Below are 23149 nucleotides of genomic sequence, written 5' to 3'. Positions count from 1 at the left end.
AGCTTTCAAGCCTTCTCCCTAACCATGAAACAAGATAAAGCCTGTAACAGCTTCGATAACACGAAGCTGTTACAGGCTTTTTGATTTTTCTCTTACTAATAACTATTCCATTTTCGTATCTAGCGGCTTCAGCCAGCTCTCAATCTGCGCTCGCTTTGGCTCTAAAAACGGCGGCAATGCAAGGGATTCCCCTAAAGAGTGGATGTCTTCATCTGTGTCAAAGCCTGGGCCGTCCGTTGCTAGTTCAAACAAAATGCCGTTTGGCTCTTTAAAATACAGGGAGTAAAAGTAAAAGCGATTTACAAACCCGGAGTTCGGATAGTTCGCTTCCCCAATGCGCTGAATCCATTGGCGCAGCTCCTCTTCATCCGCCACGCGGAAGGCGACGTGATGCACGCTGCCGCGGCCCGGACGTTCCACTGGCAGATCGTTTCGTTCCTCCACATGAACCTCAGCACCGGTGCCACCTTCACCCGTTTCAAATACTAAAATATCAGGCTGTCCTGCGGCGAAGGATGGATAGGCTCCTTTTTTACGGAAGCCCATCACTTCTGTAAGAAGGCCGGCAGTCGCTGCCGCATCGCGCACTGTCAGTATCACCGGTCCTAAACCGACAATACCGTACTCCACTGGCACCGGACTCTTTTCCCAAGCGACACCACCTGGTACACCTGTATTGTTTTCATCAGACACAAGCAGCAGACGTTGTCCTTCAAAATCTTTAAACGCCAGCGTTTTGCGTCCTGCTCGCTCTTTAATCTCTTCGTGCGTCACACCAAACTCCGCAAAACGCTTCTTCCAATACACAAGCGCTTCATCGCTTGGAACACGCAGCGACACACCGGAAATACTGTTTGTTCCCTCATACATATGCCCAAGCATCGGAATTTCAAAAAACGTCAATTCCGTACCTGGATTTCCTTTTTCATCGCCGTAAAACAAATGATACACCGATGGATCATCCTGATTTACTGTTTTCTTTACCAAACGCAGTCCCATGACCTTTGTATAAAACGCAAAGTTCTCAGGTGCCTTTGCGGTTAATGCTGATACGTGATGAATCCCCTTAAATTCCATACAAATGCCCTCCTTATTTTTGCAGCTTACCAAGCAAATGAAGCAGCTGTCTTCTTTCCTCTCGGTCTAATTTAGAAAATTGCGCTGCCTGAAATTGTTCCTGCACAGGAACTACGTTGTCAAACAGCGCCTGCCCCTTGTCGGTCAAAGACAAATACTTCGTCTTCCACTCCTGCTCGCGCCGAATGAGGCCCATCTCCTCCATCCTGCTTAGCACCTGCGTCATATTTCCTTTTGTCACAAATAATTTGTCCGCCAGCTCCTGCTGAGACAAGCGTTTCGAAGAACCAACCTGCACTAGTACATCAAACTGTGCAGCGGTCAAATTCCATTCTTTAAGATGCTGATTTGACTCCCGAATGCTTTGGTTGTACAGTCTCGATAAACGAAACCACAGCATCAGCCCTAAACGTTCTTCCTGCTTTGATAACAGCGGCTCCTCTTGGTTATGCTTCATCCGATCACCTAATTCAGTTATAGTTACCTAAAGTTTATAGATAAACTGATAGGGTGTCAAATGACAACATCGACATATACCAACAGGTTTATTCTATATAAATAGCTCTTTTAAAGCTGGTTGTTGATTTCTGTTAAGGGGGGCGCTTTCCGCGGGCGTCTCCCCCTTTCAATCAATACGTGCAATGATTAGCATTGGGCTTTAACACAACCATATAAACAACGTTTATTTTGTTGTGATTGTATCCAGCCAATTCGCAAAGCTCTTCACGTACTGCTGGAGGTATTGCTTTGTTTTTTCATCCTTTAGTTCTCTTTCGTGTATATCCACCTTCTCATGCACCTGTGAGATGTACACCTTTTGCAACGGAAACACACGAGCCTGCATCGCTTCAAGCACTTGTCGAAGCTGCATTTGCGCAAAGGCTGTCCCGAATCCGCCCGGCGTGGCGCCGATGATGCCAACTGGCTTTTGGTTCATCACCGATGCTCTTGGCGGCCGCGATGCCCAGTCCAGCGCATTTTTTAGTGCTCCTGGCATGCCTGAATTGTATTCCGGCGTGAGTATGATAACACCGTCCACCGCTCGCAGTGCGTTTGTGAAGGCAGTGACCGCCTCCGGCAAATCAGCTTCCAAATCTTCATTGAAAAGCGGCAAGTCCTGTATTTCAATCCAATGGAACGCAGCGGAATCATCCATTTCGATTACAGCTTCTCCAATCGTACGATTATACGAGTTTTTTCGTAAACTGCCACAAATTACACCCATATGCTTGGTCATAACCGCTCCCCCTCGCTTTATACTCTTTATATGCTATTCAACTGGTCACGCACATACGACTTTCCTTCACATGCAACTAAGGATTTACGATGAATGCTTCTTCTGCTACAATCAGTTTATAAATAAACTGATTTATGCTTTTAGTTTATAGATAAACTGAAAATCTGTCAACAGAAAGGACGACGTTCATGGAAGAGAAAAAAGTCACCTGGCTTGAGCTGTTTTATGATTTATTGTTTGTGGCAGCCGTTGCTACTGTCACTCATGTATTGCTGCACGTTAAGGCGGCGCAGGTCCCGTTTGAGCACCTCTTTAAATTTGTGCTCATGTTCATCCCCATTTGGTGGGCCTGGACTGGTCAAACGATGTTTACCAACCGCTTCGGCCAGGATCTTGTGCATCATAGATTGTTCATGATGATTCAAATGCTGTTTGTGCTTGTGATGACTGCCAGTCTATCCGTCAATTTTGACAGCTATTATGTACCCTTTCTCATCGGCTATATCGGTTTACGCGTAATGACTGCGGTACAATACCTGGTGGCAAGCCGCACAGAAACAGGCGACAGACGAGAAGTGGCTGTCTTTTTAGGAACCTACTTCTGGATTGGCATCATCATCTCGTTGCTATCTTTGTTTTGTGCCCCTTGGATTCGCTATGTCGTGCTGTATGCCGGAATTCTAATCGACATTATCATTCCTATGCTGGGTCGTAAGCACTTAAAGAAAGTGCCAACACATACCGGTCATCTCTTGGAGCGGTTCGCCCTCTTAACACTCATTCTATTCGGCGAATCGGTCGTCAGCATTCTGTCTGTCCTAGAGCCGCAAAAAGGAGACTGGCGCTCTATCCTATTTTCCATAAGCTCCTTTCTGCTGATTATCGCCATGTGGTGGCAGTACTTTGATAATGTCGAAAAGAAGGTAAACAAAACCCTGCGGCGAGCCGGACAAAGCATCATCTACGGACATCTCTTTATTCTCATGTCCCTCAGCATGATTGCCGCCTCCATTAAGCTCATGTTTTTACAGGAGGTTCACTACGTATTCGCGGTATGCTTTGTTTTTGGCTCTGTCCTGATGTACTTTCTAGCAACAACCGTTGTATTTCATTACTACAGACGAAAGGAGCACCGCCTAACTCTATATCATCTCGGCGGCTTTTTGGGACTGCTTATCGCGCTGTTCGCACTAAACATACTCATCGTCGTTCCTTATATTGGAGTACTAGCTGAGTTGGTGGTGTTTTTTATGCTGTATGCGAAGGTGACAACAACCTAAAATAAGCCGCAAAGCACTTAGCTTTGCGGTCTTTTCCTGTTTATATCACGTGACTTTTATCTGTCGCAGCATGCATTAGCGTATGAAATGCGCATTTTGCCATCAGGATCTCTTTACAGGTTTTTATGTAAAAAATTAAGGATTGTTAAGAAAATACCAGAGCTATTTTTAAGAATTATTTTTCATAATGTGTATAGCAGCGTGAAGGCAGTTGAACCCTATGAATGGAAAAACTACAAAGCTAGCGCTACTTAGAATTGAAATACGGGGAGAAAAAATATGCAGCTAAGAAATCACTTCAGTTTCTTTTACACATTATTTGCACAGATATTCTTTTTGGTGATTCCACTCATTATTTTAGTTAAATGGTTACCCACACTGCTGCCGGTGTATAAAATGATAGGTATTATTTTTGTAAGTGGCATATCACTCTTTGCTCTCATAGCTTTTATTCTTAAACAAAATGCTTTATATAACCTGTTTAGAATTATCTCTATTTACTTCTTTGTAGCAGTGATTGCTGTTTTTCTTACCTATTTAATTAGCAGCTTTATTGTCATAACGGATGCTAAAGGATTGGAAACCATTTTTAGAGAACATATGTCATTCGCAAAACTTATGTATTTCGCCATTTGTTTTGCTCAGCCCCTTATATTGCCATTACCTGAGGCGGTAACCGTCGTTGCCGGAAGCACAGTCTTAGGGTCATTCACTGCTTTTTTCTTAGGCTTTTTGGGATCTGTTGCAGGAATTGTGACGATGTTTTTCATATCACGCATAGGCGGTATGAAATTGGTAAAAAGGCTAGTGAATGAAAAGCAATTGCAGCAGTATCATCAGTTCTTGGAAAAAAACGAAGTGCTCATACTGATCGTTCTATTTGTTATTCCTATTCTACCTGATGAGGTCATCTGTGCTGGCGCAGGTATTAGTGGTGTAAAGGTGAGAAGATTCCTTTTAATCGCCATACTCTCAAAAGCAATCACAAGCTTCTCTTTAGCTTATTCTACTAAAATAGCCGAAGCCTTCTCTTTATCGGCTTTCCAGCTTACAGTATTTACTTCTTTAGCTGTTCTATTGGTTATGAGTATGACATGGATTGTAAAAAAGGTTTTTAAATAGCTCGTTTACGCTCAATCCCTAAATATGTTGTCAATAAAACAAGACGCCTTCCTATATAAGAAAAGCGCTTGACTGTTCCACAATAAAATATACAAAAAATTGCTTTGTAAATATGTTCTCGTTTATTTGCATCATACACTCCACCCGTTTCATCATAGAAAATGAAACGCTCTGCACAATGTTAATGCTTTTTAGGACCAATCAATGCCGCCCCAAGAGGACTGCAGCTTTCGGAGCAGAACAATTTGGCCGAGATGATACGTATCGTGCATCATGATATGGCTAAGTAAACGCTCAATCGAGTACCTGTTAGCTGCATACGGCATTTTTAACTTTTCATCGTCAAGGTTCGCAATGACCGTTTTTAATGTATGCATAACTTCCTTAAGGCGCTCTACTGTCCGATTCCAACCAATTTCGTCTTCTGGACTCCCTGGATTTCCAAAGGTTTCTTCATTGTCTGCTGCCTGATGCGGATTCTCCGTGCCCTTGATTCGGTGAATTACATCTTCATTCCAAAATATCAAGTGGTTGACAATTTGCCAAATGGAATTACTAATTCCTGAGCTTGTCCATGCTGCCTCAGCTGCGCTGACACCATCAAGCGCCTGATCTATGGAGGCAAACCAATCATTCTTATGGCAATGCATGTCTAGTTGTTCTAAAAACACGTTGGTTACAGCTTGCATACAACCAACCTCCTCACTGTTTTAAGTTAAACACAAAGCTAACAGCTTTGATATAGTGCATCTCCCTACTCGAATCGAGAGTCTGCCCTTACCTGTTTACCTTCCAATCCTCAAACAGTTCTACATCTGCATGAAGTTCCCCTTTTTTTACCCATTCAAATGCTTGTAGCACCAAGGGTGACGCGTTTTCCATAGATACCTCATGCTCTGTCACCCATAATGCACCCAAGGAGTCTTGCCCTTCAAATTGGTTTGGAATTGTTAGTTGACCGCCCACCTTCTTAACTAAAAAGTACACACAGATATGATGTACCTGCGTAGAACCTCTCCAATCAGATGATAGCATAAAATCAACAACACCTAATTTCTTTACGATTTCTATCTCGAGGCCCGTTTCTTCAAGAAACTCTCTTTTTACCGCATCCGACAAACTCTCATATTCCTCTAGACTACCACCTGGCAAATCATAAAGATGAATATAAGGCCCACCATTTTTATGTATAACTACCATTTTGTCGTCCTCCAGACATATACCATATACCCCAAAGGCACGATGAAAATTTTTTATAGGATCTTTCAATATATCTTTCTCCTTATCATATTTCATCACTGCCACGAGTAAAAAAGATATCTTTTTCTATGTATATCGTGTCGCCAACCGTTTTCACAACCACATCAAACACTTCGCTGTAGGAATGCATAAACACCTCATATTGTATGCGGCGCTCCTGGTGTGATCGTTGTAAGTATGCCATATCGCTGCCTCGCTCCGTCACGTCCCGCTTCAATCGTCTCATCAGCTCTGTGTCGCCGTCTGTGTAGAAATAAATTTTCAGGTCAAACAAAGCTGGAGTAAGAAATGCCATGCTCATGCCTTCCACAATCGTAATTCGCTTCTTGGCAGAAATGAGCTGACTTGGCAGGTAATGCGTATCAATCGTCATCCAATCTAAGCCGTCCCGCACCATCTGAACATCTCGTCCTAACGAAGGCACATGATGTGCACCCGGATGACAGGCCGTCATTTTATCACGATGCGGGTTTCCTTCATAGATATAGTCGATCATCGCTCGCTTGCGAATGTCCGAGCTTACGATATAGGGGTCGGTATTGATGTAGTTGACATTCTCTCGTCCAAGCTGCTGAAGCAGCTTGGCGGCAAAGGTTGTTTTCCCCGCAGCGCCGTGGCCAGAGATGCCGATGATAATGCGTTCATTCGTTGTAGAAAGCCAGCTCATAATTTGTTTTATTAGTTTCTCCATGTGAATCCCTCCCTTTTCTTACAGACATTACAGCTCATTTACATTTCTTTAAATACCGAATATTCCAACTTTACAGTCATAGTAAATAGTGTAGCACACATTGCATATGGAGGGTTGATTACTTGAAAAAAGCGCGCCATCTTGTTATGAGTTTCCTATTGTTGTTTGTGATTGTTCCATTTGTTCCTTCTGCCGCCGCTGCCTATGATGGGCAAACACTGGATACTGGCATCTATTGGTTCGGCTCTGGCAATATTTCGCAAAAGTTTGTCGCCGGGCAGGCCAATAACTACTTTACCCCAACCAAGCCGACTGTCATCTACATACACGGCTGGCAAAAAGACAGCACGCTGTCTTTACACCGGGAAACCTTTAATCCAAAGCGAAATGATCTGGTAAATGGTCCGGACGTTAATACGGTCGACTATTGGGTATCTAAGGGCTGGAATATCGGTATTTTCTATTGGAATCAGCTCGCTGATGAAGCCGAGGTAAAGGATGCCGAGGCAAAAATTTGGACAGCGACCGGACCGCAGGGGATGCGCTGGCGCAAAAAAGACGGTACATACAGCACAAGCGGCGCACCGACTGTGTCAGCGGCGCAATTATTTGTGAATACGTATAAACAAGCAATGCAGGGCTTTAGCGGCAGCGAGGTCCGCTTGGCGGGACATTCACTTGGCAGTCAAATGGTCACAAACAGCGCCAAGTTAATTAGCGACCAAGTCGATGCCGGAACCGTTCCGGCCAACCTAAGACCGAAACGCGTCGCGATGCTTGATCCGTTCTGGTCGAAGGATGCGAAAAGCTATATAGGCGGCAAATGGACCGGCGAGCTGTGCCGGGAATATGTAACCCACCTAAAAACAAAAGGTGTAGTAGTTGAGCAATACAAATCGAGCGGCATCACTGACCTTGGCATCGGTGACAGCAACAACGGCATGAGCCTACTTACCGCGTTCGCCGAGCTGAAGCCATGGTATATTTCATCTCTCGACCAAGCTGGTAAGCACGGTGCGGCAAGAGACTGGTACTTCTACTCCATGGGATTTGCGGCCCCTGCTGAAACGAAAAGCGGCGCAGCCACGGGACTTTATGGACCTTCGGCAGCTACATCCACGACGCGCATCCAAACGATGATGAACTCCAGTAACCGATGGTATCAAAATGCAGGGCAATATACCGCAAGTCCTTCTGATGATAAGTTTGAGGTAACCGCACGTTAGAAAAAGAGTAAGGGCCTGGTTTGGGCCCTTACTACAGATTGATAAAATCACGATGAAACGAGGGAGACATTTTGAAACTACTCATTACTGGTGCTTCTGGACAACTTGGCTCTGCTTTAATCAGGCAACTGAAGGATTCAGAACATGAAGTACGAATGACATCGAGAAGCAAACCTAGCAATATAGGAGATTTCGAGTGGATTTATAGCGATCTTTTGTTAGAGGACGGTTTAGACGAGGTAATAAAAGATGTAGATGTTGTAATTCATACTGCTACGAGTCCGATGAAGCATACAAAAAAGGTAGATGTATTGGCTTTTGAAAAATTATTAGAAAAGCTGGGCCACATCAAACATTTTATCTATCCATCTATTATCGGAATTGAACACATACCGCTTTACTATTACAAATGCAAATGTGAAGCAGAGACATTACTGAAAAACAGCAGCATTCCTTATACGATCGTCCGAACTACGCAATTTCATAGTTTTGTTGAAAGTCTTATGTTATCTAAAACCATCTGTAACAGATATATAATTCCAGGTAATTTTAAATTTCAAAGTGTAGATACGGATGACTTTGCGAAACACCTCATTCAGATTGCCAATCACACACCAGAAGGAAAAACCGTCGAATTTGGCGGCCCTCACATCATGACATTGAAAGAAATGGCAGCGCATAAGATTCATATAAATAAGGAAACAAGGAAAATTTTGAATTTCTCTTTCCCTGGTAAACTATACAAATCATTAGTAGAAGGGAAAAACACGACTTCTGCCGAAGCAAGAGGGGAAACCACGTTTGAAGAATACCTCAAGAATCAGTTATAACAGCATTAGTTTTGAAGACCATTGTAGCGCCGTGCTTGTTTATCACTCTTACCTACATCTTGCAAGAGCCTAACAGGTTATTGAAGGTACATAAGAGTGCGGCGTCTACCTTTGTAACCTAAAATTCCTTTTTGAACACACTAAGATTCTTATCTCGATTCGTGCATGAAAATAAATACTATTTCCTTGTTTACCTTTAGTATTACGGGGTTAGTATTTGAAATCAGGATTGGTTTGTAAAAAGTAGGCGTTTCGCACTTCGGCACTCCAGTTCGCAAACACGGATCTCCATGGGATACTACTAAAAAACTCATCAACCGATTGATTGTCAGAATCCCACTCTATTAATGTATTGAGCGGCGGAATGCCTCCTAGCCATAGCCCGTTTGTTAAGTCAGTGCCTGCTTCTCTTACTAGTAAAATCGGAATACCGCGTTGAAACGCCATGGCTGGTTCGATTTGCGCAAAGCTTGACCCTTGCCAGAATGGATCAGTAGATACTGGCGGTCCTACATTCGTATCGAGTACTTCTGTGTAATATCGGCGAAAGTTCAGTGCCAACATGCCATAGCTCGATGAAACAAGTCGACGGACGTTGGTTAAAATACTTTCCGGATAGTTTTCTGTGATGGGGCCTGTACGCGGGAAAAGCAGGGCTCTTTCCATTTCCAGAATCAGACGGTCTAAAAAGCTTTGTTGCTTCGCATTTAACGTGTTTGTTGTGCTGAGAAAGACAGGCAGACGAAAAGCACGGTCCACGCATTCCTCATGTTTTGACGCAGGTGTCTGCGATGTGCTTCCTCTTACAGCATCCTTAGGGTATGACTGCTCTCTCTCTTTATAGCGTTTGTCTTCCTTATACCGATATTTATCTGTGTACCTATCTCTGGACTTATATTTGTCTTCCCTAGACCGATATCGATCTTCTCGATAGTCATATTTATGACTGCTCATTGTTTCCCAACTCCTTTTTAATCAGTATATGTGGGAAACTTTGGACAGCCTGGACCGATAACTAGCTTTTTAGATTTTTTATATACAAGCTTATGATTATACCGCAGGCTCCCCTATGATATGAATTCTTTTCCGCTCATAATCGTGCACCACACCATCCATCTCCATGTTCACCAGCAAATAGTAGGTCACATCCTCCTCAGCATGCGGCGGCAGCGTATACGCAAATGGAAAGCTACGCGCTTCCTTTGGCGCAATCTCAAATCCCTCTACCGGAATGACTTCTGTTTTTATCGTTTTACCAAACTCCATCGCCTCCGTCCCTTGTATCAGCGCCGCGGTGATACCATCAATGTGCTGCGCCACCACTCCGCCCCGCACCACAAGTTCTCCGCGAATACTCTCGCCTGGCGCAAAGGTGTCCTTTTGCAGCTGCAGGGTCACCTCTGCCGCACCATGTCCTATATATAAGTGAATAATTTTTTCAGCCTCTGATGCCTAAAACCTTCCCTTCCTGTCTACACTGTTTACTAGAAAAGGCAGGGACAGGAGCTGGTAAAATGAAGCGGTTAAACATTACAAATTTTCATGGGTTAACGCCTTCTGAATTACGTTCATACGAGAAACAAGAAAGCAACGCAAATCTGCGAAACCGTATCACAGCGGTTCGTTTAGTAATGGAAGGAAAACTCGGCAAGGAAGTAGCTGAAATCTGCAATCTACACCGTCAATCCGTCTCGGAATATATTCGCCGTTTCAACGAAGGCGGACTGGAACGCTTATTAGATCGAAAGTTTAGCAAGGGACGCCCATGTTCGCTGACAAAAGAACAGTTGACAGAACTAAAAGAGACGGTTTTACATCAATCTCCGGAAGACTGCGGCCTCGGAACCGCTGTGTCATGGAGTGTTCCACTCATTCGTGAGCACATCCAACGCGTGTATAACGTGGAGCTGACGAGAACAGGTGTATTGCGTATGCTTTGGCGCCTTTCGCTTTCCTATACACGCCCAACTTATGTGCTAAAGAAAGCAGATTCAAAGAAACAAAAAGCGTTTCGACGCCAGTTGGATTGGATAAAAAAAACGCCTTAGACGAAAATACAGTCCTTTTGTACCAAGATGAAACACACATCCGCGCCTATCAAAGCCTGCATGCAACGTGGTCACAGTCCGGCATACAAAAACAAGTCCCGACGTATGGACATCATGCATATGTGACGGTATTCGGAACTGTTCAGGTAGGGACGGGGAAAATTGTAACATCCATTGCTTCAGAAGGGAAAAAAGAACAGTTTCTTGCCTTTTTACAGCTGCTTCTAGAAGAGTATAAAGGAAAATTCATTATTTTGGTGATAGACGGCGCACCGATTCACCGCAGTCAGCTCGTTCAAACCTTCTTGGAAGAACATAAAGAAGAACTCATGCCCTTCCGTCTGCCGCCCTATTCACCCCCAATTGAGCGACTGTGGAAGTAGCTCAAGGAGCAAGTCATTACCAACAAGTTTCATCCAACAAAATCGTCGATTGAAGAAGCAGTCACGAGCTTTCTGACTGAAGTCTCAGCTACGCCGGCAGCTGTGCTGCAGCGTCTCGGCATTCACTGAGCGCCGTATGTCGAAAAATTAAATCACTTATATATAATATTTAGACACCTCAAAAATAAAATGGACACCTATGAAAGGTATCCATTTATTTCAAGAATTATTGAATTGCATTTAAGAAACTATTCAAACATATAAATTACAATTACTTAATTTTACCAATGTCTTTTTGAAGATAACTATAATCAATGTCAATTTAATTTGGTTGTACCTTTATTACATAGTCAAAATAAGAAGTCCATTTAATCCAGTAATCTACAGGAGTGCTGCTCCATGTATCATGTAAGATTACTTGGCGATACCAAGTAAAATCGCTAGTATTGTAATATTCTTCATAGCCAACGCCAGTCATTGCATGATCACCCCAAACTGGATGATTGGCAGTTGTAACCCAATCAGGTCTACCTGTATTAATTTCGTTCATATGAGTACTAAAAGAACCCGAATAAGTAGTTACTGTTACTCCGTATCCCCTTGCTCCCCAAAAATTTATCATTCCAGTTCTCATGTTAGAAACAGAGGTTCCCCCGGTACTACGATTTGTGTTCATACTTGTAGCTAATTGGTCAATCAAACTGTGAGTAGTTTGAGATGTACCAACAAGGTTGGGATATCCTCGGCTATCCCAATATTTTACGATATTTGCTCCTGAAGTTGGCGCACAACCGATATCCCATGTATAATCCGGTACACCAGAAATAAGCTTATATTTGTAGTTAGTGACTGCTTGTGTACCAATTTGCTCGGGTTCTACAGTTGAGGTAGCATCTGCATATTTTTCAATATTTTCATAGCTTAATGGTGCATTTGATTTTAGTTTTGATTTTTTTTCAACTTTTTTATTACTTAAACTCATAGCATACTCGTTATCTACTTTGCTAAAGTGCAGTACGGGTCCAACATAAATGCTGTCACTTTCTTTTACATCAACATAGGGATTAGAACCTTCCCTAGTAGACTCTAAAACACCAGGAATCTCAGGAATAGCACTAATAATAATATAGCCTTGATCTTTACCTTGATTTTTTACTTGAAATAAATACGCTGTTTGTAAGCCCGAATTATAAAAATAAGCGCACCTTCACGGTACGCATCACAAATAGCCATATATCATTCATTTTTTTATGAGATATACGGCTATTTTATTTTCCGCATGTTGTTTGGATGTTTTTGGACCAAGGCATGTATTGATTTAATATTGCTGGATTACGATGGACATCTAGATTTGGCAGATCCGTCAGTAACTTTACGAGATACTGATAAAAATCTAATCCATTTGCTTTCGCGGTTTCTGCGATACTCAGACAGATTGCATTGGCCTTGGCACCAGCTTCACTTACGGAAAACAGCCAGTTTTTTCGACCAATGACATTTGGACGAATGGCATTTTCAGCTGGATTATTATCTATTTCAATGCGCCCATCGTTCAAGAATACCCGTAGTCCATTCGCGCGATTAAGTGTGTATTCGGCTGCTTTAGCTAGTGCATTTTCCCAAAAAACGGTGATGTTTCAACCCACTGTAGAAACTTTTCCACGATTGGTTTTGCGTATTTCAGCCGTTTCTTTCTGCGCTTGCTTGGAGATAGATGTTTGAATTGCCGCTCTAACCGATATAACTCATCACAGTATTTGACACCAATTCGGCCATTCTTACTATCCGCTTTCAACCAATATTGACGAACATGTGCCCAACAATTCGCAAAGGTAATGCCTTGGATCTTATCGTAAGCTGAATATCCATCACAAACAACTGTCCCGGAATACGCCTCAATAAAGCTCTCCAGCACAGAGCAGGCGCGTGATAATGAGCTTTGAAACAAGACGATTGTTGGCCCCTGGCTGGGTACACTGCGATACACCCAATTGTAAGCATTCGCTTGTCCAGATTTCCCATCAGAACGGTTGATGATTTGTGCGTACGTTTCATCAATATGTAAAACAGACTTAGCCATCATAAAAGATTTCATCCGTTCGTAAACAGGCAGTAACCAGTCATGTGATGCACGAATGACCCAATTGGAAAGATTTTTGTCGTTTGTATGTAGACCAGATCGCTCCCATTCCTTTACCTGACGGTAAAGAGGTAAGTATTGCACAAATTTATCATACATCACTTTGGCAAGTACGCTAGGACTTGCGATACTGCGTTGAATGGGCGGTTGCGGTGCTTTCCCACGTGTGATCTGTGCTGGTTGTAGCGGATTGTTTTTACATGCCTTACATTCATAGGCATGTTCAATATGCTGCACTTTCAACATTTTCGCAGGGATAAACGTCGCTTCTTCACGAACTAACGTGCTCCCGATTTCAATCATTTGCCCTTGGCAATGTTTTGTGCAATGAAAAAGTGCAGAGTTGTGCAGTATATTAAATTCATTTTGTTGATTAAATATTCATTTGTGGTCGCTGAGGGTGGGCTTGACATGGAGCCTCTACAGGCATGATCCTCCTGCCAAGAATCCAGACATTAAAGGGATTAGCAGAACCGACACAAGTCTATCATGCCTGCCACTCCACGTAAAGCCCTGGTGCATACCAATGAATAGGAATTCTGCAACATTCTGCACTTTTATTCTGCAATAAACATTGGCAACAGTTACATTGTGTATGTTCTGGATAGTGATGAATCTCTTCCACCTCTATGTCATCACGTAATGAATCGTTTCGTTTCTTTTTTGAAATGCTTCGTACAACAACAGTATAAGAAATTGTCTGTTGGCTTTGTTCTTCTGTGTGCTCAGGTTGGTTAAAAGACGGGTCATCATCAAATAAAGACCCTTGTCCATCCGGTGCGTTATATTTTGCTTTTTCTGTCTTTGACCCATATAAAAGCTTCGTTAACTGACGTACTTGCTCAGTTAATACTTCAATCTGTTTTGCTAGCTCTTTGTTTTGTCGATTCGAATGAGCTAACTGTTCTTCAAGAAGTCGAATTAACTTCTCATAGGAATGGTTGTTATTCGAAGAAGCATGAACCATAAAGTGCACCACCTTCCGTTCAGTTTCGTTCCTTCTATTATACTTAGTTCATTTAATAGAAGAAAGAAGAAATAAAGATGAAACGGATTTAAAATACACCTTTCGGTGATTGTGGAATGGCCTTTGGCTGTTGGATGGATAACCCTTCAAGAAGCCAGCGCAGCTCCTGTTGAGACAAATTGCGAACTTCTTTCTCGTTCTTAGGCCATTGAAGTTTCCCGCTATCCAAGCGTTTATAAAGCATCGCGAAGCCGTCACCGTCAAAATACAAACATTTGTAGCGATCTTTACTCCAGCCAGAAAACAGAAAAATTGAATCGCCGTAGGGATCAAGTTCGAAAGAATCTTGAATCAGTGTTGCCAGTCCATCAATTCCTTTTCTCATATCTGTCTTGCCGCAAATAATGTATATGTTTTTTACCGCTGTGTAATCGTACTTCACAGAAGCTTCAACTCCTTCATAACCGTTTGGATGATGCGTTCATCTGTGCCGTTGAAAAAGGAGATTTCAGTATGTCCTGTTTTAATCGTGCAAGCAGGCTAAGAGGAAGGCCCTGGTGATGAATGGGTTACAGAAGTTTTTTCGTTTTCCCTATGTAATGTAACGGGGACGATCGTTAGTTCTTGTTGCGGCATAGAAAAACACCTCCTTAAATTGATACATTTATAGTGCCGGAGGTGTAGCTCTTTTTATAGGCGTTGTTTGAATACGGGCTTACATCCATTAAATTCTGATAAGCCCAAATTATCTGGTAAACATGAGCCTGCAGCAGAAGCTGAAGATGGTAATAATAAGAATAACCCAAAAGCGAAAATTCCTGATAAGAGCTTTTTCTGCATCTTGTAATCCCCCTTTTTAGCTAGTCGATTTGTTGATAGATGCAATATTCAACAAAAAGTAGCCATTACATTCATTCACTAACAATTTTTTTCTTTCTTTTTAATGGGTCCCGCCACATGCTCATCAAGTCAATCTAATCACGTATCCCCTATACGAGAAATATGATATTCTTTTCGTGAAATCATTGAAAAGGATGGCATTTTTAATGGATATTTCACTCTCAGAAGAATTGTGTCTCTTCGCTCAGGAATTACAATGTCATTTATCTCCTGAAACCCTTCATAGACTCGCAAAAGATGTAGGATTTGTCCGACGGACAAGTAAATATAGTGGGCAAGACCTTGTGTCACTGTGCGTCTGGCTCAGTCAAGAAGTTGCATCTGCCTCTCTCAATCAACTATGCAGCACATTAGAGGCTGTCACAGATGTACTCATTAGCCCACAAGGACTGAATGAACGATTTAACCCTGCTGCTGTCCAACTTTTGCACAGTATTCTCACTGAATTGCTTCAAGGGAAGATTGCGACCCAACCGGCTGTTTCTGGTATTCATGCGGAACATTTTCGTCGTATTCGTGTACTAGATTCTACTGTATTTCAATTACCTGATCTATTTGCAGATAAGTATGCAGGTGCAGGTGGAAGTGCTCATAAGGCTGGCGTGAAAATTCAGTTTGAATGTGATTTATTAAGCGGAGATGTACTTCATCTTCATGTAGGAGAAGGAAAAGAAAATGACCAAGTGTACGGTTCACAATGTATAGATTCCTTAGAAAAGAACGATGTTCGGATTGGAGATCTTGGGTATTTTTCATTGGAGGATTTTCGCACTATTGCTGAAAAAGAAGCCTATTTTCTCTCAAGACTGAAGCTTAATACTCGAATTTATTATAAGAATCCCGCACCTGAGAAGTTTCGTAATGGGACTGTAAAAAAGCACACTGAATACATTCAAATTGATGTAGAACAATTCTTAGAAACGCTCCAGCCTGGGGAGACAATTGAATTGCCAAAAGTGTATATAGGCATGTATGAGAAACTCCCGGCACGAGTGATTCTGTATCGCTTGACGGAACTGCAAATGCGTAGCCGCGAAAAGGATATGACAAAGAAGGAGAAGAAAAAGGGGATAACCTACAAAGAGAAGAGTAAACGGCTCAGTGCTATTAATCTCTACTGCACCAATATCCCTGCAGAATATGTCTCAACAAATCAAATCCATGATTTTTACTCTCTCCGCTGGCAGATTGGGATTCTATTTAAAACATGGAAGTCCCTGTTTGCCATTCATGTGTGCAAGAAAGTAAAGCTGGAGCGTTTGGAGTGCCATATTTATGGGCAACTCATCCGCATTCTGATATGTTCCTCCACCATGTTTCGGATGCGAGAACTACTTCTGCGGAAGCGAAAGAAGGAACTTAGTGAATATAAGGCCGTTTATATGATACAGGATTACTTGCCGCTTCTGTACAAGACCATTCAGCAGGATGTTGAGCATATAACAAGCACACTTCTCCGGCTGTACAGGCTCTTGGAGAAGAACGGACGAAAGTCTCACAGGTATGAGAAGAAGACCGTCTTTGATATTTTAGGAGTTGTATATGAACGGAACAAGAGGATGAAGGAAGCTGCATAATTTTTTAAAAGCCCAACCCTGTGGGCTTATTTGACATGCACATTTTTATAAAACTTGCCGGTGGACAATGGGGACGGAGCTGCATTTTAGCGGTATCTAACTTAAACCCTTCCATTACCACCGTTAGCTTGATGGGCATGTGCTCGGATACCCATACCCATCAACCCAAAATTATTTGTTACCCCCAAAACGAAAAAATACGCTATTCTTTTCTGTAGATTCATAGGAGAGGGTGGCGTTTTTTGATGAAGATTTCAGATGAGCTGTACCTTTTCACAGGAATTACAACGATGTTTACCTCCAGATATCCTGGAGAAATTGGCCAGGCAAGCAGGCTTTACGAAACGAAAAAGTAAATACCAAGCACGAGAACTGGTAGCGCTTTGTGTATGGTTGAGCCAGAATGTTTCCACTTTTAGGTTGATGGGCATGTGACACTACCCCTAATATGTAAATGGCAAGTGATGATATACGGTAGCGGCTAGGCAAATACCGAGGAAAACCGGTATAGCGAAAATTATGGGTTTCATGTAGCATCTCCCTTACTATCCATTCCATTGTACTCACACAAACTTAATTAAATATAGGACCAATATTTTCCGTATAGCACCAAGGGAATTGAGCTTCTCAATTGTATAATAGATTGTGAGAAATGAGATTTAGTTGACAGAACTCCACTAACTCTAAGCTGTGTTGTTATGGTTAATAATGTATAATCTACAAAAGAGGGTTAATTATTGCTTAGCCCTCTCGTGTTTTAACTACTATACAAAAGGAGAGTGTGAGATATGGTAATTAGATTTTTATTTGTTTCTTGTACACTGCTCATTCTGAGTGCTTGTCAAGATCCATCCCCCTTAAGGTCAGAAACTGAGGTAAAGTTTAATAGTTTATTTAAGACTGAATTTGGGGTGTTAGATCAGCTAATCATTAAAAAGCGTTTAGAAAACGGTAATTATGATACTGTGTCTGTGATTAATCCTCAAGAGATGATAGCTGAACTTAGTAATTCCCAAAAGGCAAGTTATAAAGATGAATACAATGCGGATTATAAACTACTTTTTAAAACATCAACAGAGATGCAGAAATATAGCAAGGAGCAGACAGAAGCAATTGTAAACTACAACTCTACTCAGCATATTCTATGTTACAAAAGTAAGTGTTACAGAGCTTCGGAGAAAATGAGGAATTTCTTGAAAGAAAATGGTGTAGAATAGTATAATTTCCATTTTTTTAAATATATTCTATTAATTTCCTCTTTATCGTGTTATAATTCTATCCTGAGTGTACAACATGTACAAAGCACAAGGGGGAGTAACACGAATGGTTAAAGTGAGTTTAAAGGGAAAGAGTATGTTCAGAAAATTTGCTCTTATAACCGCAGTCGCTCTATCGTTAGGCACTGCAGTTGTAGCAAACCCTGCACTAACAGAAGTGTCTGCAAAAGCTGCTAGTTCTGCAAAAGTTAGCCCGCAAAATTTTTCAGGTTCTGAGATTGACAGCTTTCTAACACAAATGGAGCAATATGTAAAGCTAGATGAGAATGAGATGCTCGTAACTGTGAACATGAAAGCGGCAAAGAAGGCTAAAGTGCCATCTGAGGCAATACTAGTAGCTCAGAAGTATTATGAGGGTCAAAATAAGCTTTTTGCAGATAACAGTTCGGAATCAGCTAAGCAACAAAATAAGAAGTTTATGAAGGAATTTGAACATTATTTTATGAAGAAGGCTGGCGACACGCGGAAGAACACTAATTTACTGTCCGCACCAAGCGTCTCAGAAGAGGAATACACACTAGATAATGCACCTTTAGACTACATAAATAAGCAACTGGATAAGGTAATGAAATTTGTAAAGTTTGATAGCAACGAAATTGCTATTTTTGATCAACAGAGTGCACGAGCAGCAGGTATAGATAATAAAACTATCCAGTTTGCAACTGAAGCATTTGAAAGACAAAATCAGACAATTCAGTCTGTAGAGGTTTCTGCAGAGTTGAAATCCCAATTAAGTGTTGCAAAATATGCGTACGCGGGTTGTGGAGGCGGAAGAGATAACCCACATGCTTGTCCTCCTCGTGATAATCTCCTTTACCGTGTTTCAGTAGGTTATGCTCAAGATTGGCTTGTTGATAGGGGTTATCATAGAACAGTTTGGTACGCTGGTGGTGGTGCACCATGGAATGATGGAAGAGATTATACAAAGAAAGTATCCGCTTATAACTGTACTGGTGGCCAATTTAGGTATCAAGGTGTCCTATCTGATGGGGGAAGAAATGATGGCTATGTTTCTGTATTGATTCAGGTACCGGAGCCAAATCCAGAATTACATACGTATAAGGCTCCTACAGCAGCTTGGGCAGCCTACGTTCATTGGTGGCACTATGAGTATTGCTGATATAGGATATTAAGAAAAACACATGAGCACAAGAATCTATGCTCATGTGTTTTTTTATAGGGTAATGAGGGCTTATTTGTCATGCGCTTTTTGAATACAACGTTATTCAAACAATGTGAAGATAAAAATCGTCCATCAAAATCCAGCACTTTTTATTTTTTAGGTTGATGGGCATGGGGTCCTGACGCATGCCCATCAAGCTAACCAAATAAGTTGCCCCAAAACGAGTAAACTGAGCATCTTGCTCGTTTTGGAGGGTATTTCTCTTTTTTAACTTGAGGAGGACCTCTCACATGTAGGAGGAATTTTTCGTTGTTCAAAACTAGTTTGAAGAATAAAAGGAGAATGCTTTCAGCATACTAGGCAAAAAACAAGTTAAGGAGCATATTATGAATAGGTTGTTGATAAGGTTAGCAATATTTGTTGCTTTATTAATTGTACTAGTTCCATCAGAGATTAAAGCCTTTAATGTCGAGAAAATAAATAAAAAAACGCTGTTTTCGTAAAGATTGTTGTTTTTAGATAAAAATCCCTGACTTCCTATTTATCTGTTAAAATAAGGATATATCTAATGTGAAATAGAGAATAGAATGGGGTTGATTATATTGAAATTGTTACTAACCTCTAACGGTTTTTACAATGATGCTATTAAAGAGCAATTTTTAAAACTCATTAACGGCGAACCTAATGAACTGGACGTTGCTATTATCACAACTGCATCGCCGCAGAAGGATAATAATAGGTTTGCTCAGAAGGCGAAAGAGGACTTTAAAGATATGGGGTTTCAAAACATTGATTTCATTGATATAGAGTTTGATAACCTAAAAAGTCTTGCACATAAAGATGTCATATACATCAATGGTGGAAATCCATTCAATTTATTATTTCACACTAAACAAAGTGGGGCAGATAGTATCTTTCGAGATTTAGTTAACAAAAATGTTGTTATTGTAGGTGTAAGTGCTGGTGCTGTTCTACTTGGTCCAAACATTAAAGTCGTTCATTTCTTCACACCGCAAATGGATACATTAAATACTAAGGATTTTTCTGCATTAGACTTAACGGACAAAATTGTTTTTCCTCACTATGACCGAGAAGATTTGTTCAAGGATAGTACAAACAAGACAATTGAAGATAGACTAAAAGAATTTGAAATACTTGAAGGATGCGAAGTTACGAGATTAAAGGATGATGAATATATCACAGTAGAAAAGTAATTTATTGACCTCGATTTAGAGGTCTTTTATTATGCACTTCTTCTAAACATCTCAACTGTCATATAGTTTGATTTATGGACAGCACTAAATAAAAGTTGCTTCACTCGTTCTTTGTGAGCCACCTTTTTGGTATGTTCAAGGTATCTGAACCAAAACAAATAGTTATCAAGATATTTGGTTGCCACTCCTTGAAAACGGTGCATAAATTGTTTTAGCCGTTTGTGATAAGCATTGACGTGTTGAATATGGAAGATAGATTTTTTCACATAAATCCCTTTCCGCACGTTCACCATTTCGTGCTGTAATCCCTTATCTTTGGCAAACTTTTTATAGTTCGTAGCTGTATCTGAACATAACAAAGCAGAGGTGTCGATAAATGCACCTAATACCCTATCTATATCTGTTGATTTAATCCTACCTTTCCCTGCCATTTGAGAGATGACTTGTCCATTTCGGTCTTGTGCTACAAGAACACAAACCTGTTCCTTCGAAATGCCTCGTTTTGTTGCGACACCGCCACGCTTACGAGGTTTTCTGTCAGTAATAGACTTCTTCCCTTTGTCACTTTCCAAGAAAAAGGTTTCATCGCTTTCAACAATCCCTTTTAGAGTTTGATTGCCCAATGAACGGAGAGCATTCAAAATTTTATGTCGCCAATAAAAAGCCGTAGAAATATGGATTTCTAAAGCCTCGAAGATTTTAGGTAGTGTACAGCCTTCTACCATCATATCAAAGTATTTAAGCCATTTATGAGGGTATCGAGAACCTGCCAATGGAGTATTGGTCATATCGTTAAATGTCTTCCCACAGTCCTTGCACAAATATCGTTGTCTCGCACGATATTTGCCATTCTTCTTGACCGATACGCTTCCACAATGGAGGCAAGCCAAACCACTGGAAAAACGAGTTTCACGAATATCTTTTAGCATCTTGGCAATATCTTCTCGTTCTTCAGGGAATAAGTCTTGTTTCATTGCTTCAAATAACGCTAATTGCTCTGATTTTGATAGGTCGCCAAAATCACGATAAACGTGTCTCCACATCTCTGAACACCTCCATATATGGCATTATATCAACCTATTTATAACATGGTCAAATAGCAACAATCTATACGAAAACAGCGAAATACAAACATTTGTAGCGATCTTTACTCCAGCCAGAAAACAGAAAAATTGAATCGCCGTAGGGATCAAGTTCGAAAGAATCTTGAATCAGTGTTGCCAGTCCATCAATTCCTTTTCTCATGTCTGTCTTGCCGCAAATAATGTATATGTTTTTTACCGCTGTGTAATCGTACTTCACAGAAGCTTCAACTCCTTCATAACCGTTTGGATGATGCGTTAATCTGTGCCGTTGAAAAAGGAGATTTCAATATGACCTGTTTTAATTGTGCAAGCAGGATAAGAGGAAGGCCCTGCTGATGAATGGGTTACAGAAGTTGTTTCGTTTTCGCCATGTAATATAACGGGGACGATCTTTAATTTTTGTTGCGGCATAGAAAAAGCACCTCCTTATATTGATACGTTTATAGTACAGGAGGTGCAGATATTTTTATAGGCGTCGTTTGAATACGGGCTTACATTGTATTTGTTTATTGAAAGGCTAGCAAATCGTATAAACCAATCATTTCATCAAGGGACAGGGAAAATACCGCTATTTGCCCTAGAAAAAGAAAAGAGTTCCGTATCTCCCCTACCACCTGAAAGAATTCGGAACTCTTATCGAATGAAGCACCATACGGTGCTTGTCAATGCATCAAGTATGATATCCTACAAAGCCAACCTGTATTCAGTCCCCACTAAGTACATTGGCAAAAAGGTAGAGATACAAATACTCGATGAGCATATTTGGGTTTATTATAACATGGAGTGTATCGCCAAACACCCTTTATCTCTAAAGAAATTAAATTATCGAGAAACAGATTACAAAGAAAGCTTAGAGATCTCAGCGCCGAACTATCCCGATATTGATACATTAGCGAAGAATAATTTAAAGACAATCGGGGAGGCGTATGAAACATGATACCGCAAACAAATTATCAACAATTAGTTCGTAACCTTGCATATTTGAAACTGAAGCAAATGACAATACATTTAGATGAAGTCGTAGACTTCAGTTTACACAATCAACTTTCTTTTGTAGACACGCTTATTAAGTTAACGAACTATGAAATTGATGTCCGCGAACAAAATATGATTCATGCGATGGTAAAGGTAGGTGCATTTCCTCACTTAAAAGAAATCAAAGATTTTGATTTTACGTTCCAACCGTCCATTAACCAGCAACAGATTCAAGATTTTTTAAGCCTTCGGTTCATTGAGGGGAACGAAAACATCGTTTTCCTTGGTCCAAGTGGTGTGGGAAAAACTCATTTAGCGACAGGAATTGGTATCGCAGCTGCGAAAAAAAGAACAAGTACGTATTTTATAAAATGTCATGACCTCATTCAAAATTTAAAGAAAGCGTACCTAGAAAACCGTTTGGAAAGTCGCTTAAAGCATTATACAAAGTATAAGCTCTTAATTATCGACGAAATCGGATATTTGCCTATTGATCCGGAGGATGCCAAATTGTTTTTTCAGCTGATTGATAAGCGTTACGAAAAGCGCAGCACAATTTTTACAACTAACGTCAATTTCAAATCCTGGGATGAAGTGTTTCAAGAGCCTAAGTTAGCAAATGCCATTCTTGATCGTATTTTACATCACGCAACGGTAGTGACAATTGTAGGAAAGTCATATCGTCTAAAAGATCATTTTCCGAAAGAACCTGAGTAATTTTATACATCATTAAGTGA

Annotated in this window: 29 protein-coding genes and 1 pseudogene; 13 read left to right on the top strand and 17 right to left on the bottom strand. The window is 41.0% G+C overall.

The genetic code is table 11. The features are described from left to right. Nucleotides 1-102: 102 nt before the first annotated feature. From MUG87_RS18330 to MUG87_RS18320, 3 genes are all read right to left on the bottom strand, one after another. The gene (locus MUG87_RS18330; RefSeq protein ID WP_247084093.1) at nt 103-1077 is read right to left on the bottom strand and encodes a ring-cleaving dioxygenase; all 975 of its coding nucleotides are present in this window, start codon (nt 1075-1077) and stop codon (nt 103-105) included. Nucleotides 1078-1090: 13 nt separating this feature from the next. After that, on the bottom strand, nt 1091-1534 hold the full coding sequence (locus MUG87_RS18325) for a MarR family winged helix-turn-helix transcriptional regulator (protein ID WP_247084092.1): 444 nt from the start codon (nt 1532-1534) through the stop codon (nt 1091-1093). Between the two features lie 225 nt (nt 1535-1759). Then, nucleotides 1760-2314, bottom strand: coding sequence for an NADPH-dependent FMN reductase (locus MUG87_RS18320; RefSeq protein WP_247084091.1), 555 nt, complete (start codon nt 2312-2314; stop codon nt 1760-1762). Nucleotides 2315-2502: 188 nt separating this feature from the next. On the opposite strand from MUG87_RS18320, the gene MUG87_RS18315 reads away from it, so the two are divergent. Together MUG87_RS18315 and MUG87_RS18310 are read left to right on the top strand one after the other, a co-directional pair. After that, on the top strand, nt 2503-3594 hold the full coding sequence (locus MUG87_RS18315) for a low temperature requirement protein A (RefSeq protein WP_247084090.1): 1092 nt from the start codon (nt 2503-2505) through the stop codon (nt 3592-3594). A gap of 279 nt (nt 3595-3873) precedes the next feature. Next, nucleotides 3874-4716 (top strand): TVP38/TMEM64 family protein, encoded by an 843-nt coding sequence (locus tag MUG87_RS18310; RefSeq protein ID WP_247084089.1) that lies wholly within the window; start codon nt 3874-3876, stop codon nt 4714-4716. Nucleotides 4717-4907: 191 nt separating this feature from the next. On the opposite strand, the gene MUG87_RS18305 is transcribed toward MUG87_RS18310, so the two are convergent. From MUG87_RS18305 to MUG87_RS18295, 3 genes are all read right to left on the bottom strand, one after another. Next, nucleotides 4908-5405, bottom strand: coding sequence for a DinB family protein (locus MUG87_RS18305; protein ID WP_247084088.1), 498 nt, complete (start codon nt 5403-5405; stop codon nt 4908-4910). An 88-nt stretch (nt 5406-5493) separates the two neighbouring features. Next, nucleotides 5494-6012 carry an NUDIX hydrolase gene (locus MUG87_RS18300; RefSeq protein ID WP_281503658.1) on the bottom strand — a complete coding sequence of 173 codons (519 nt, stop codon included), beginning with the start codon at nt 6010-6012 and terminating at the stop codon, nt 5494-5496. Further along, nucleotides 6002-6667: a uridine kinase family protein gene (locus MUG87_RS18295; RefSeq protein ID WP_247084084.1), complete on the bottom strand. Its 666-nt coding sequence runs from the start codon at nt 6665-6667 to the stop codon at nt 6002-6004. Before MUG87_RS18295 ends, MUG87_RS18300 begins: the two co-directional genes overlap by 11 nt. A 122-nt stretch (nt 6668-6789) precedes the next feature. Between MUG87_RS18295 and MUG87_RS18290 the strand changes: the two genes are divergently transcribed. Then, on the top strand, nt 6790-7893 hold the full coding sequence (locus tag MUG87_RS18290) for a hypothetical protein (protein WP_247084082.1): 1104 nt from the start codon (nt 6790-6792) through the stop codon (nt 7891-7893). A gap of 71 nt (nt 7894-7964) precedes the next feature. Further along, nucleotides 7965-8723: an SDR family oxidoreductase gene (locus MUG87_RS18285; RefSeq protein ID WP_247084080.1), complete on the top strand. Its 759-nt coding sequence runs from the start codon at nt 7965-7967 to the stop codon at nt 8721-8723. Nucleotides 8724-8933: 210 nt separating this feature from the next. Here MUG87_RS18285 and MUG87_RS18280 read toward each other — a convergent pair whose 3' ends face one another. Next, nucleotides 8934-9677, bottom strand: a complete 744-nt coding sequence (locus tag MUG87_RS18280; RefSeq protein ID WP_247084078.1) for a hypothetical protein — start codon at nt 9675-9677, stop codon at nt 8934-8936. 96 nt (nt 9678-9773) lie between these two features. After that, nucleotides 9774-10142, bottom strand: coding sequence for a sporulation protein (locus MUG87_RS18275; RefSeq protein WP_281503707.1), 369 nt, complete (start codon nt 10140-10142; stop codon nt 9774-9776). Between the two features lie 95 nt (nt 10143-10237). Here MUG87_RS18275 and MUG87_RS18270 point away from each other — a divergent pair, with 95 nt between their 5' ends. Further along, nucleotides 10238-10771 (top strand): helix-turn-helix domain-containing protein, encoded by a 534-nt coding sequence (locus MUG87_RS18270; protein WP_247084074.1) that lies wholly within the window; start codon nt 10238-10240, stop codon nt 10769-10771. Beyond that, the gene (locus tag MUG87_RS18265) at nt 10750-11154 is read left to right on the top strand and encodes an IS630 family transposase (RefSeq protein WP_247084072.1); all 405 of its coding nucleotides are present in this window, start codon (nt 10750-10752) and stop codon (nt 11152-11154) included. The genes MUG87_RS18270 and MUG87_RS18265 overlap by 22 nt, the downstream gene beginning before the upstream one ends. Before the next feature lie 322 nt (nt 11155-11476). Here the strand turns inward: MUG87_RS18265 and MUG87_RS18260 are convergent, their stop codons facing one another. The 6 genes from MUG87_RS18260 to MUG87_RS18230 form a co-directional block, all read right to left on the bottom strand. Further along, on the bottom strand, nt 11477-12136 hold the full coding sequence (locus tag MUG87_RS18260; RefSeq protein WP_247084070.1) for a C39 family peptidase: 660 nt from the start codon (nt 12134-12136) through the stop codon (nt 11477-11479). Nucleotides 12137-12422: 286 nt separating this feature from the next. Beyond that, nucleotides 12423-12788 (bottom strand): IS66 family transposase, encoded by a 366-nt coding sequence (locus MUG87_RS19620; protein ID WP_281503706.1) that lies wholly within the window; start codon nt 12786-12788, stop codon nt 12423-12425. Further along, a complete protein-coding gene (locus MUG87_RS18250; protein WP_281503657.1) occupies nt 12761-13597 on the bottom strand; it encodes an IS66 family transposase in 837 nt (278 codons plus the stop codon). Before MUG87_RS18250 ends, MUG87_RS19620 begins: the two co-directional genes overlap by 28 nt. Before the next feature lie 184 nt (nt 13598-13781). Next, nucleotides 13782-14261, bottom strand: coding sequence for a transposase (locus MUG87_RS18245; RefSeq protein ID WP_247084068.1), 480 nt, complete (start codon nt 14259-14261; stop codon nt 13782-13784). A gap of 88 nt (nt 14262-14349) precedes the next feature. After that, nucleotides 14350-14703: an IS66 family insertion sequence element accessory protein TnpB gene (tnpB, locus tag MUG87_RS18240; RefSeq protein WP_247084067.1), complete on the bottom strand. Its 354-nt coding sequence runs from the start codon at nt 14701-14703 to the stop codon at nt 14350-14352. Nucleotides 14704-14951: 248 nt separating this feature from the next. Then, on the bottom strand, nt 14952-15101 hold the full coding sequence (locus tag MUG87_RS18230; RefSeq protein ID WP_247084066.1) for a hypothetical protein: 150 nt from the start codon (nt 15099-15101) through the stop codon (nt 14952-14954). A 206-nt stretch (nt 15102-15307) separates the two neighbouring features. Here MUG87_RS18230 and MUG87_RS18225 point away from each other — a divergent pair, with 206 nt between their 5' ends. The 5 genes and pseudogenes from MUG87_RS18225 (at nt 15308) to MUG87_RS18205 (ending at nt 20352) form a co-directional block, all read left to right on the top strand. After that, nucleotides 15308-16738, top strand: a complete 1431-nt coding sequence (locus MUG87_RS18225; protein WP_247084065.1) for an IS4 family transposase — start codon at nt 15308-15310, stop codon at nt 16736-16738. Nucleotides 16739-16983: 245 nt separating this feature from the next. Then, nucleotides 16984-17152 (top strand): annotated as a pseudogene (locus tag MUG87_RS18220) (IS4 family transposase); the annotation flags it as partial. Nucleotides 17153-17526: 374 nt separating this feature from the next. Continuing rightward, nucleotides 17527-17955, top strand: a complete 429-nt coding sequence (locus MUG87_RS18215) for a hypothetical protein (RefSeq protein ID WP_247084064.1) — start codon at nt 17527-17529, stop codon at nt 17953-17955. Nucleotides 17956-18061: 106 nt separating this feature from the next. Next, complete coding sequence (locus MUG87_RS18210; protein ID WP_124565965.1) at nt 18062-19135, top strand: hypothetical protein; 1074 nt, start codon at nt 18062-18064, stop codon at nt 19133-19135. Between the two features lie 605 nt (nt 19136-19740). Then, nucleotides 19741-20352, top strand: a complete 612-nt coding sequence (locus tag MUG87_RS18205; RefSeq protein WP_245999893.1) for a Type 1 glutamine amidotransferase-like domain-containing protein — start codon at nt 19741-19743, stop codon at nt 20350-20352. A gap of 29 nt (nt 20353-20381) precedes the next feature. Here the strand turns inward: MUG87_RS18205 and MUG87_RS18200 are convergent, their stop codons facing one another. The 3 genes from MUG87_RS18200 to MUG87_RS18190 all read right to left on the bottom strand — a co-directional run bounded on the left by MUG87_RS18200 (nt 20382) and on the right by MUG87_RS18190 (nt 21848). After that, complete coding sequence (locus MUG87_RS18200) at nt 20382-21395, bottom strand: IS1595 family transposase (protein ID WP_247084063.1); 1014 nt, start codon at nt 21393-21395, stop codon at nt 20382-20384. 64 nt (nt 21396-21459) lie between these two features. Continuing rightward, nucleotides 21460-21654, bottom strand: coding sequence for an IS66 family insertion sequence element accessory protein TnpB (gene tnpB, locus MUG87_RS18195; RefSeq protein WP_247084062.1), 195 nt, complete (start codon nt 21652-21654; stop codon nt 21460-21462). Nucleotides 21655-21692: 38 nt separating this feature from the next. After that, nucleotides 21693-21848, bottom strand: a complete 156-nt coding sequence (locus tag MUG87_RS18190) for a hypothetical protein (protein WP_247084061.1) — start codon at nt 21846-21848, stop codon at nt 21693-21695. 229 nt (nt 21849-22077) lie between these two features. Here MUG87_RS18190 and MUG87_RS18185 point away from each other — a divergent pair, with 229 nt between their 5' ends. Beyond that, a complete protein-coding gene (locus MUG87_RS18185; protein WP_247084059.1) occupies nt 22078-22374 on the top strand; it encodes a Mu transposase domain-containing protein in 297 nt (98 codons plus the stop codon). Next, nucleotides 22371-23129 (top strand): IS21-like element helper ATPase IstB, encoded by a 759-nt coding sequence (istB, locus tag MUG87_RS18180; protein WP_247084057.1) that lies wholly within the window; start codon nt 22371-22373, stop codon nt 23127-23129. Before MUG87_RS18185 ends, istB begins: the two co-directional genes overlap by 4 nt. Nucleotides 23130-23149: the final 20 nt, after the last annotated feature.

This window comes from Ectobacillus sp. JY-23 (assembly GCF_023022965.1).
In the GTDB taxonomy this organism is placed as follows: Bacteria; Bacillota; Bacilli; order Bacillales; family Bacillaceae_G; genus Ectobacillus.
This window is presented reverse-complemented; position numbering and strand designations above follow the sequence as displayed.

Excerpts from the sequence above, each read along its gene's own strand:
- MUG87_RS18325 (WP_247084092.1), bottom strand. The coding sequence starts at position 1,534 with ATGAAGCATAACCAAGAGGAGCCGCTGTTATCAAAGCAGGAAGAACGT.
- MUG87_RS18260 (WP_247084070.1), bottom strand. The coding sequence starts at position 12,136 with ATGAGTTTAAGTAATAAAAAAGTTGAAAAAAAATCAAAACTAAAATCA.
- MUG87_RS18190 (WP_247084061.1), bottom strand. The coding sequence starts at position 21,848 with ATGCCGCAACAAAAATTAAAGATCGTCCCCGTTATATTACATGGCGAA.
- MUG87_RS18280 (WP_247084078.1), bottom strand. The coding sequence starts at position 9,677 with ATGAGCAGTCATAAATATGACTATCGAGAAGATCGATATCGGTCTAGG.
- MUG87_RS18185 (WP_247084059.1), top strand. The coding sequence starts at position 22,078 with ATGAAGCACCATACGGTGCTTGTCAATGCATCAAGTATGATATCCTAC.
- MUG87_RS18305 (WP_247084088.1), bottom strand. The coding sequence starts at position 5,405 with ATGCAAGCTGTAACCAACGTGTTTTTAGAACAACTAGACATGCATTGC.
- MUG87_RS18215 (WP_247084064.1), top strand. The coding sequence starts at position 17,527 with ATGGTAATTAGATTTTTATTTGTTTCTTGTACACTGCTCATTCTGAGT.
- MUG87_RS18300 (WP_281503658.1), bottom strand. The coding sequence starts at position 6,012 with ATGAAATATGATAAGGAGAAAGATATATTGAAAGATCCTATAAAAAAT.
- MUG87_RS18320 (WP_247084091.1), bottom strand. The coding sequence starts at position 2,314 with ATGACCAAGCATATGGGTGTAATTTGTGGCAGTTTACGAAAAAACTCG.
- MUG87_RS18245 (WP_247084068.1), bottom strand. The coding sequence starts at position 14,261 with ATGGTTCATGCTTCTTCGAATAACAACCATTCCTATGAGAAGTTAATT.
- MUG87_RS18225 (WP_247084065.1), top strand. The coding sequence starts at position 15,308 with ATGGATATTTCACTCTCAGAAGAATTGTGTCTCTTCGCTCAGGAATTA.
- MUG87_RS18310 (WP_247084089.1), top strand. The coding sequence starts at position 3,874 with ATGCAGCTAAGAAATCACTTCAGTTTCTTTTACACATTATTTGCACAG.
- MUG87_RS18315 (WP_247084090.1), top strand. The coding sequence starts at position 2,503 with ATGGAAGAGAAAAAAGTCACCTGGCTTGAGCTGTTTTATGATTTATTG.
- istB (WP_247084057.1), top strand. The coding sequence starts at position 22,371 with ATGATACCGCAAACAAATTATCAACAATTAGTTCGTAACCTTGCATAT.
- MUG87_RS18250 (WP_281503657.1), bottom strand. The coding sequence starts at position 13,597 with ATGATTGAAATCGGGAGCACGTTAGTTCGTGAAGAAGCGACGTTTATC.
- MUG87_RS18295 (WP_247084084.1), bottom strand. The coding sequence starts at position 6,667 with ATGGAGAAACTAATAAAACAAATTATGAGCTGGCTTTCTACAACGAAT.
- MUG87_RS18270 (WP_247084074.1), top strand. The coding sequence starts at position 10,238 with ATGAAGCGGTTAAACATTACAAATTTTCATGGGTTAACGCCTTCTGAA.
- MUG87_RS18200 (WP_247084063.1), bottom strand. The coding sequence starts at position 21,395 with ATGTGGAGACACGTTTATCGTGATTTTGGCGACCTATCAAAATCAGAG.
- MUG87_RS18330 (WP_247084093.1), bottom strand. The coding sequence starts at position 1,077 with ATGGAATTTAAGGGGATTCATCACGTATCAGCATTAACCGCAAAGGCA.
- MUG87_RS18210 (WP_124565965.1), top strand. The coding sequence starts at position 18,062 with ATGGTTAAAGTGAGTTTAAAGGGAAAGAGTATGTTCAGAAAATTTGCT.
- MUG87_RS18230 (WP_247084066.1), bottom strand. The coding sequence starts at position 15,101 with ATGCAGAAAAAGCTCTTATCAGGAATTTTCGCTTTTGGGTTATTCTTA.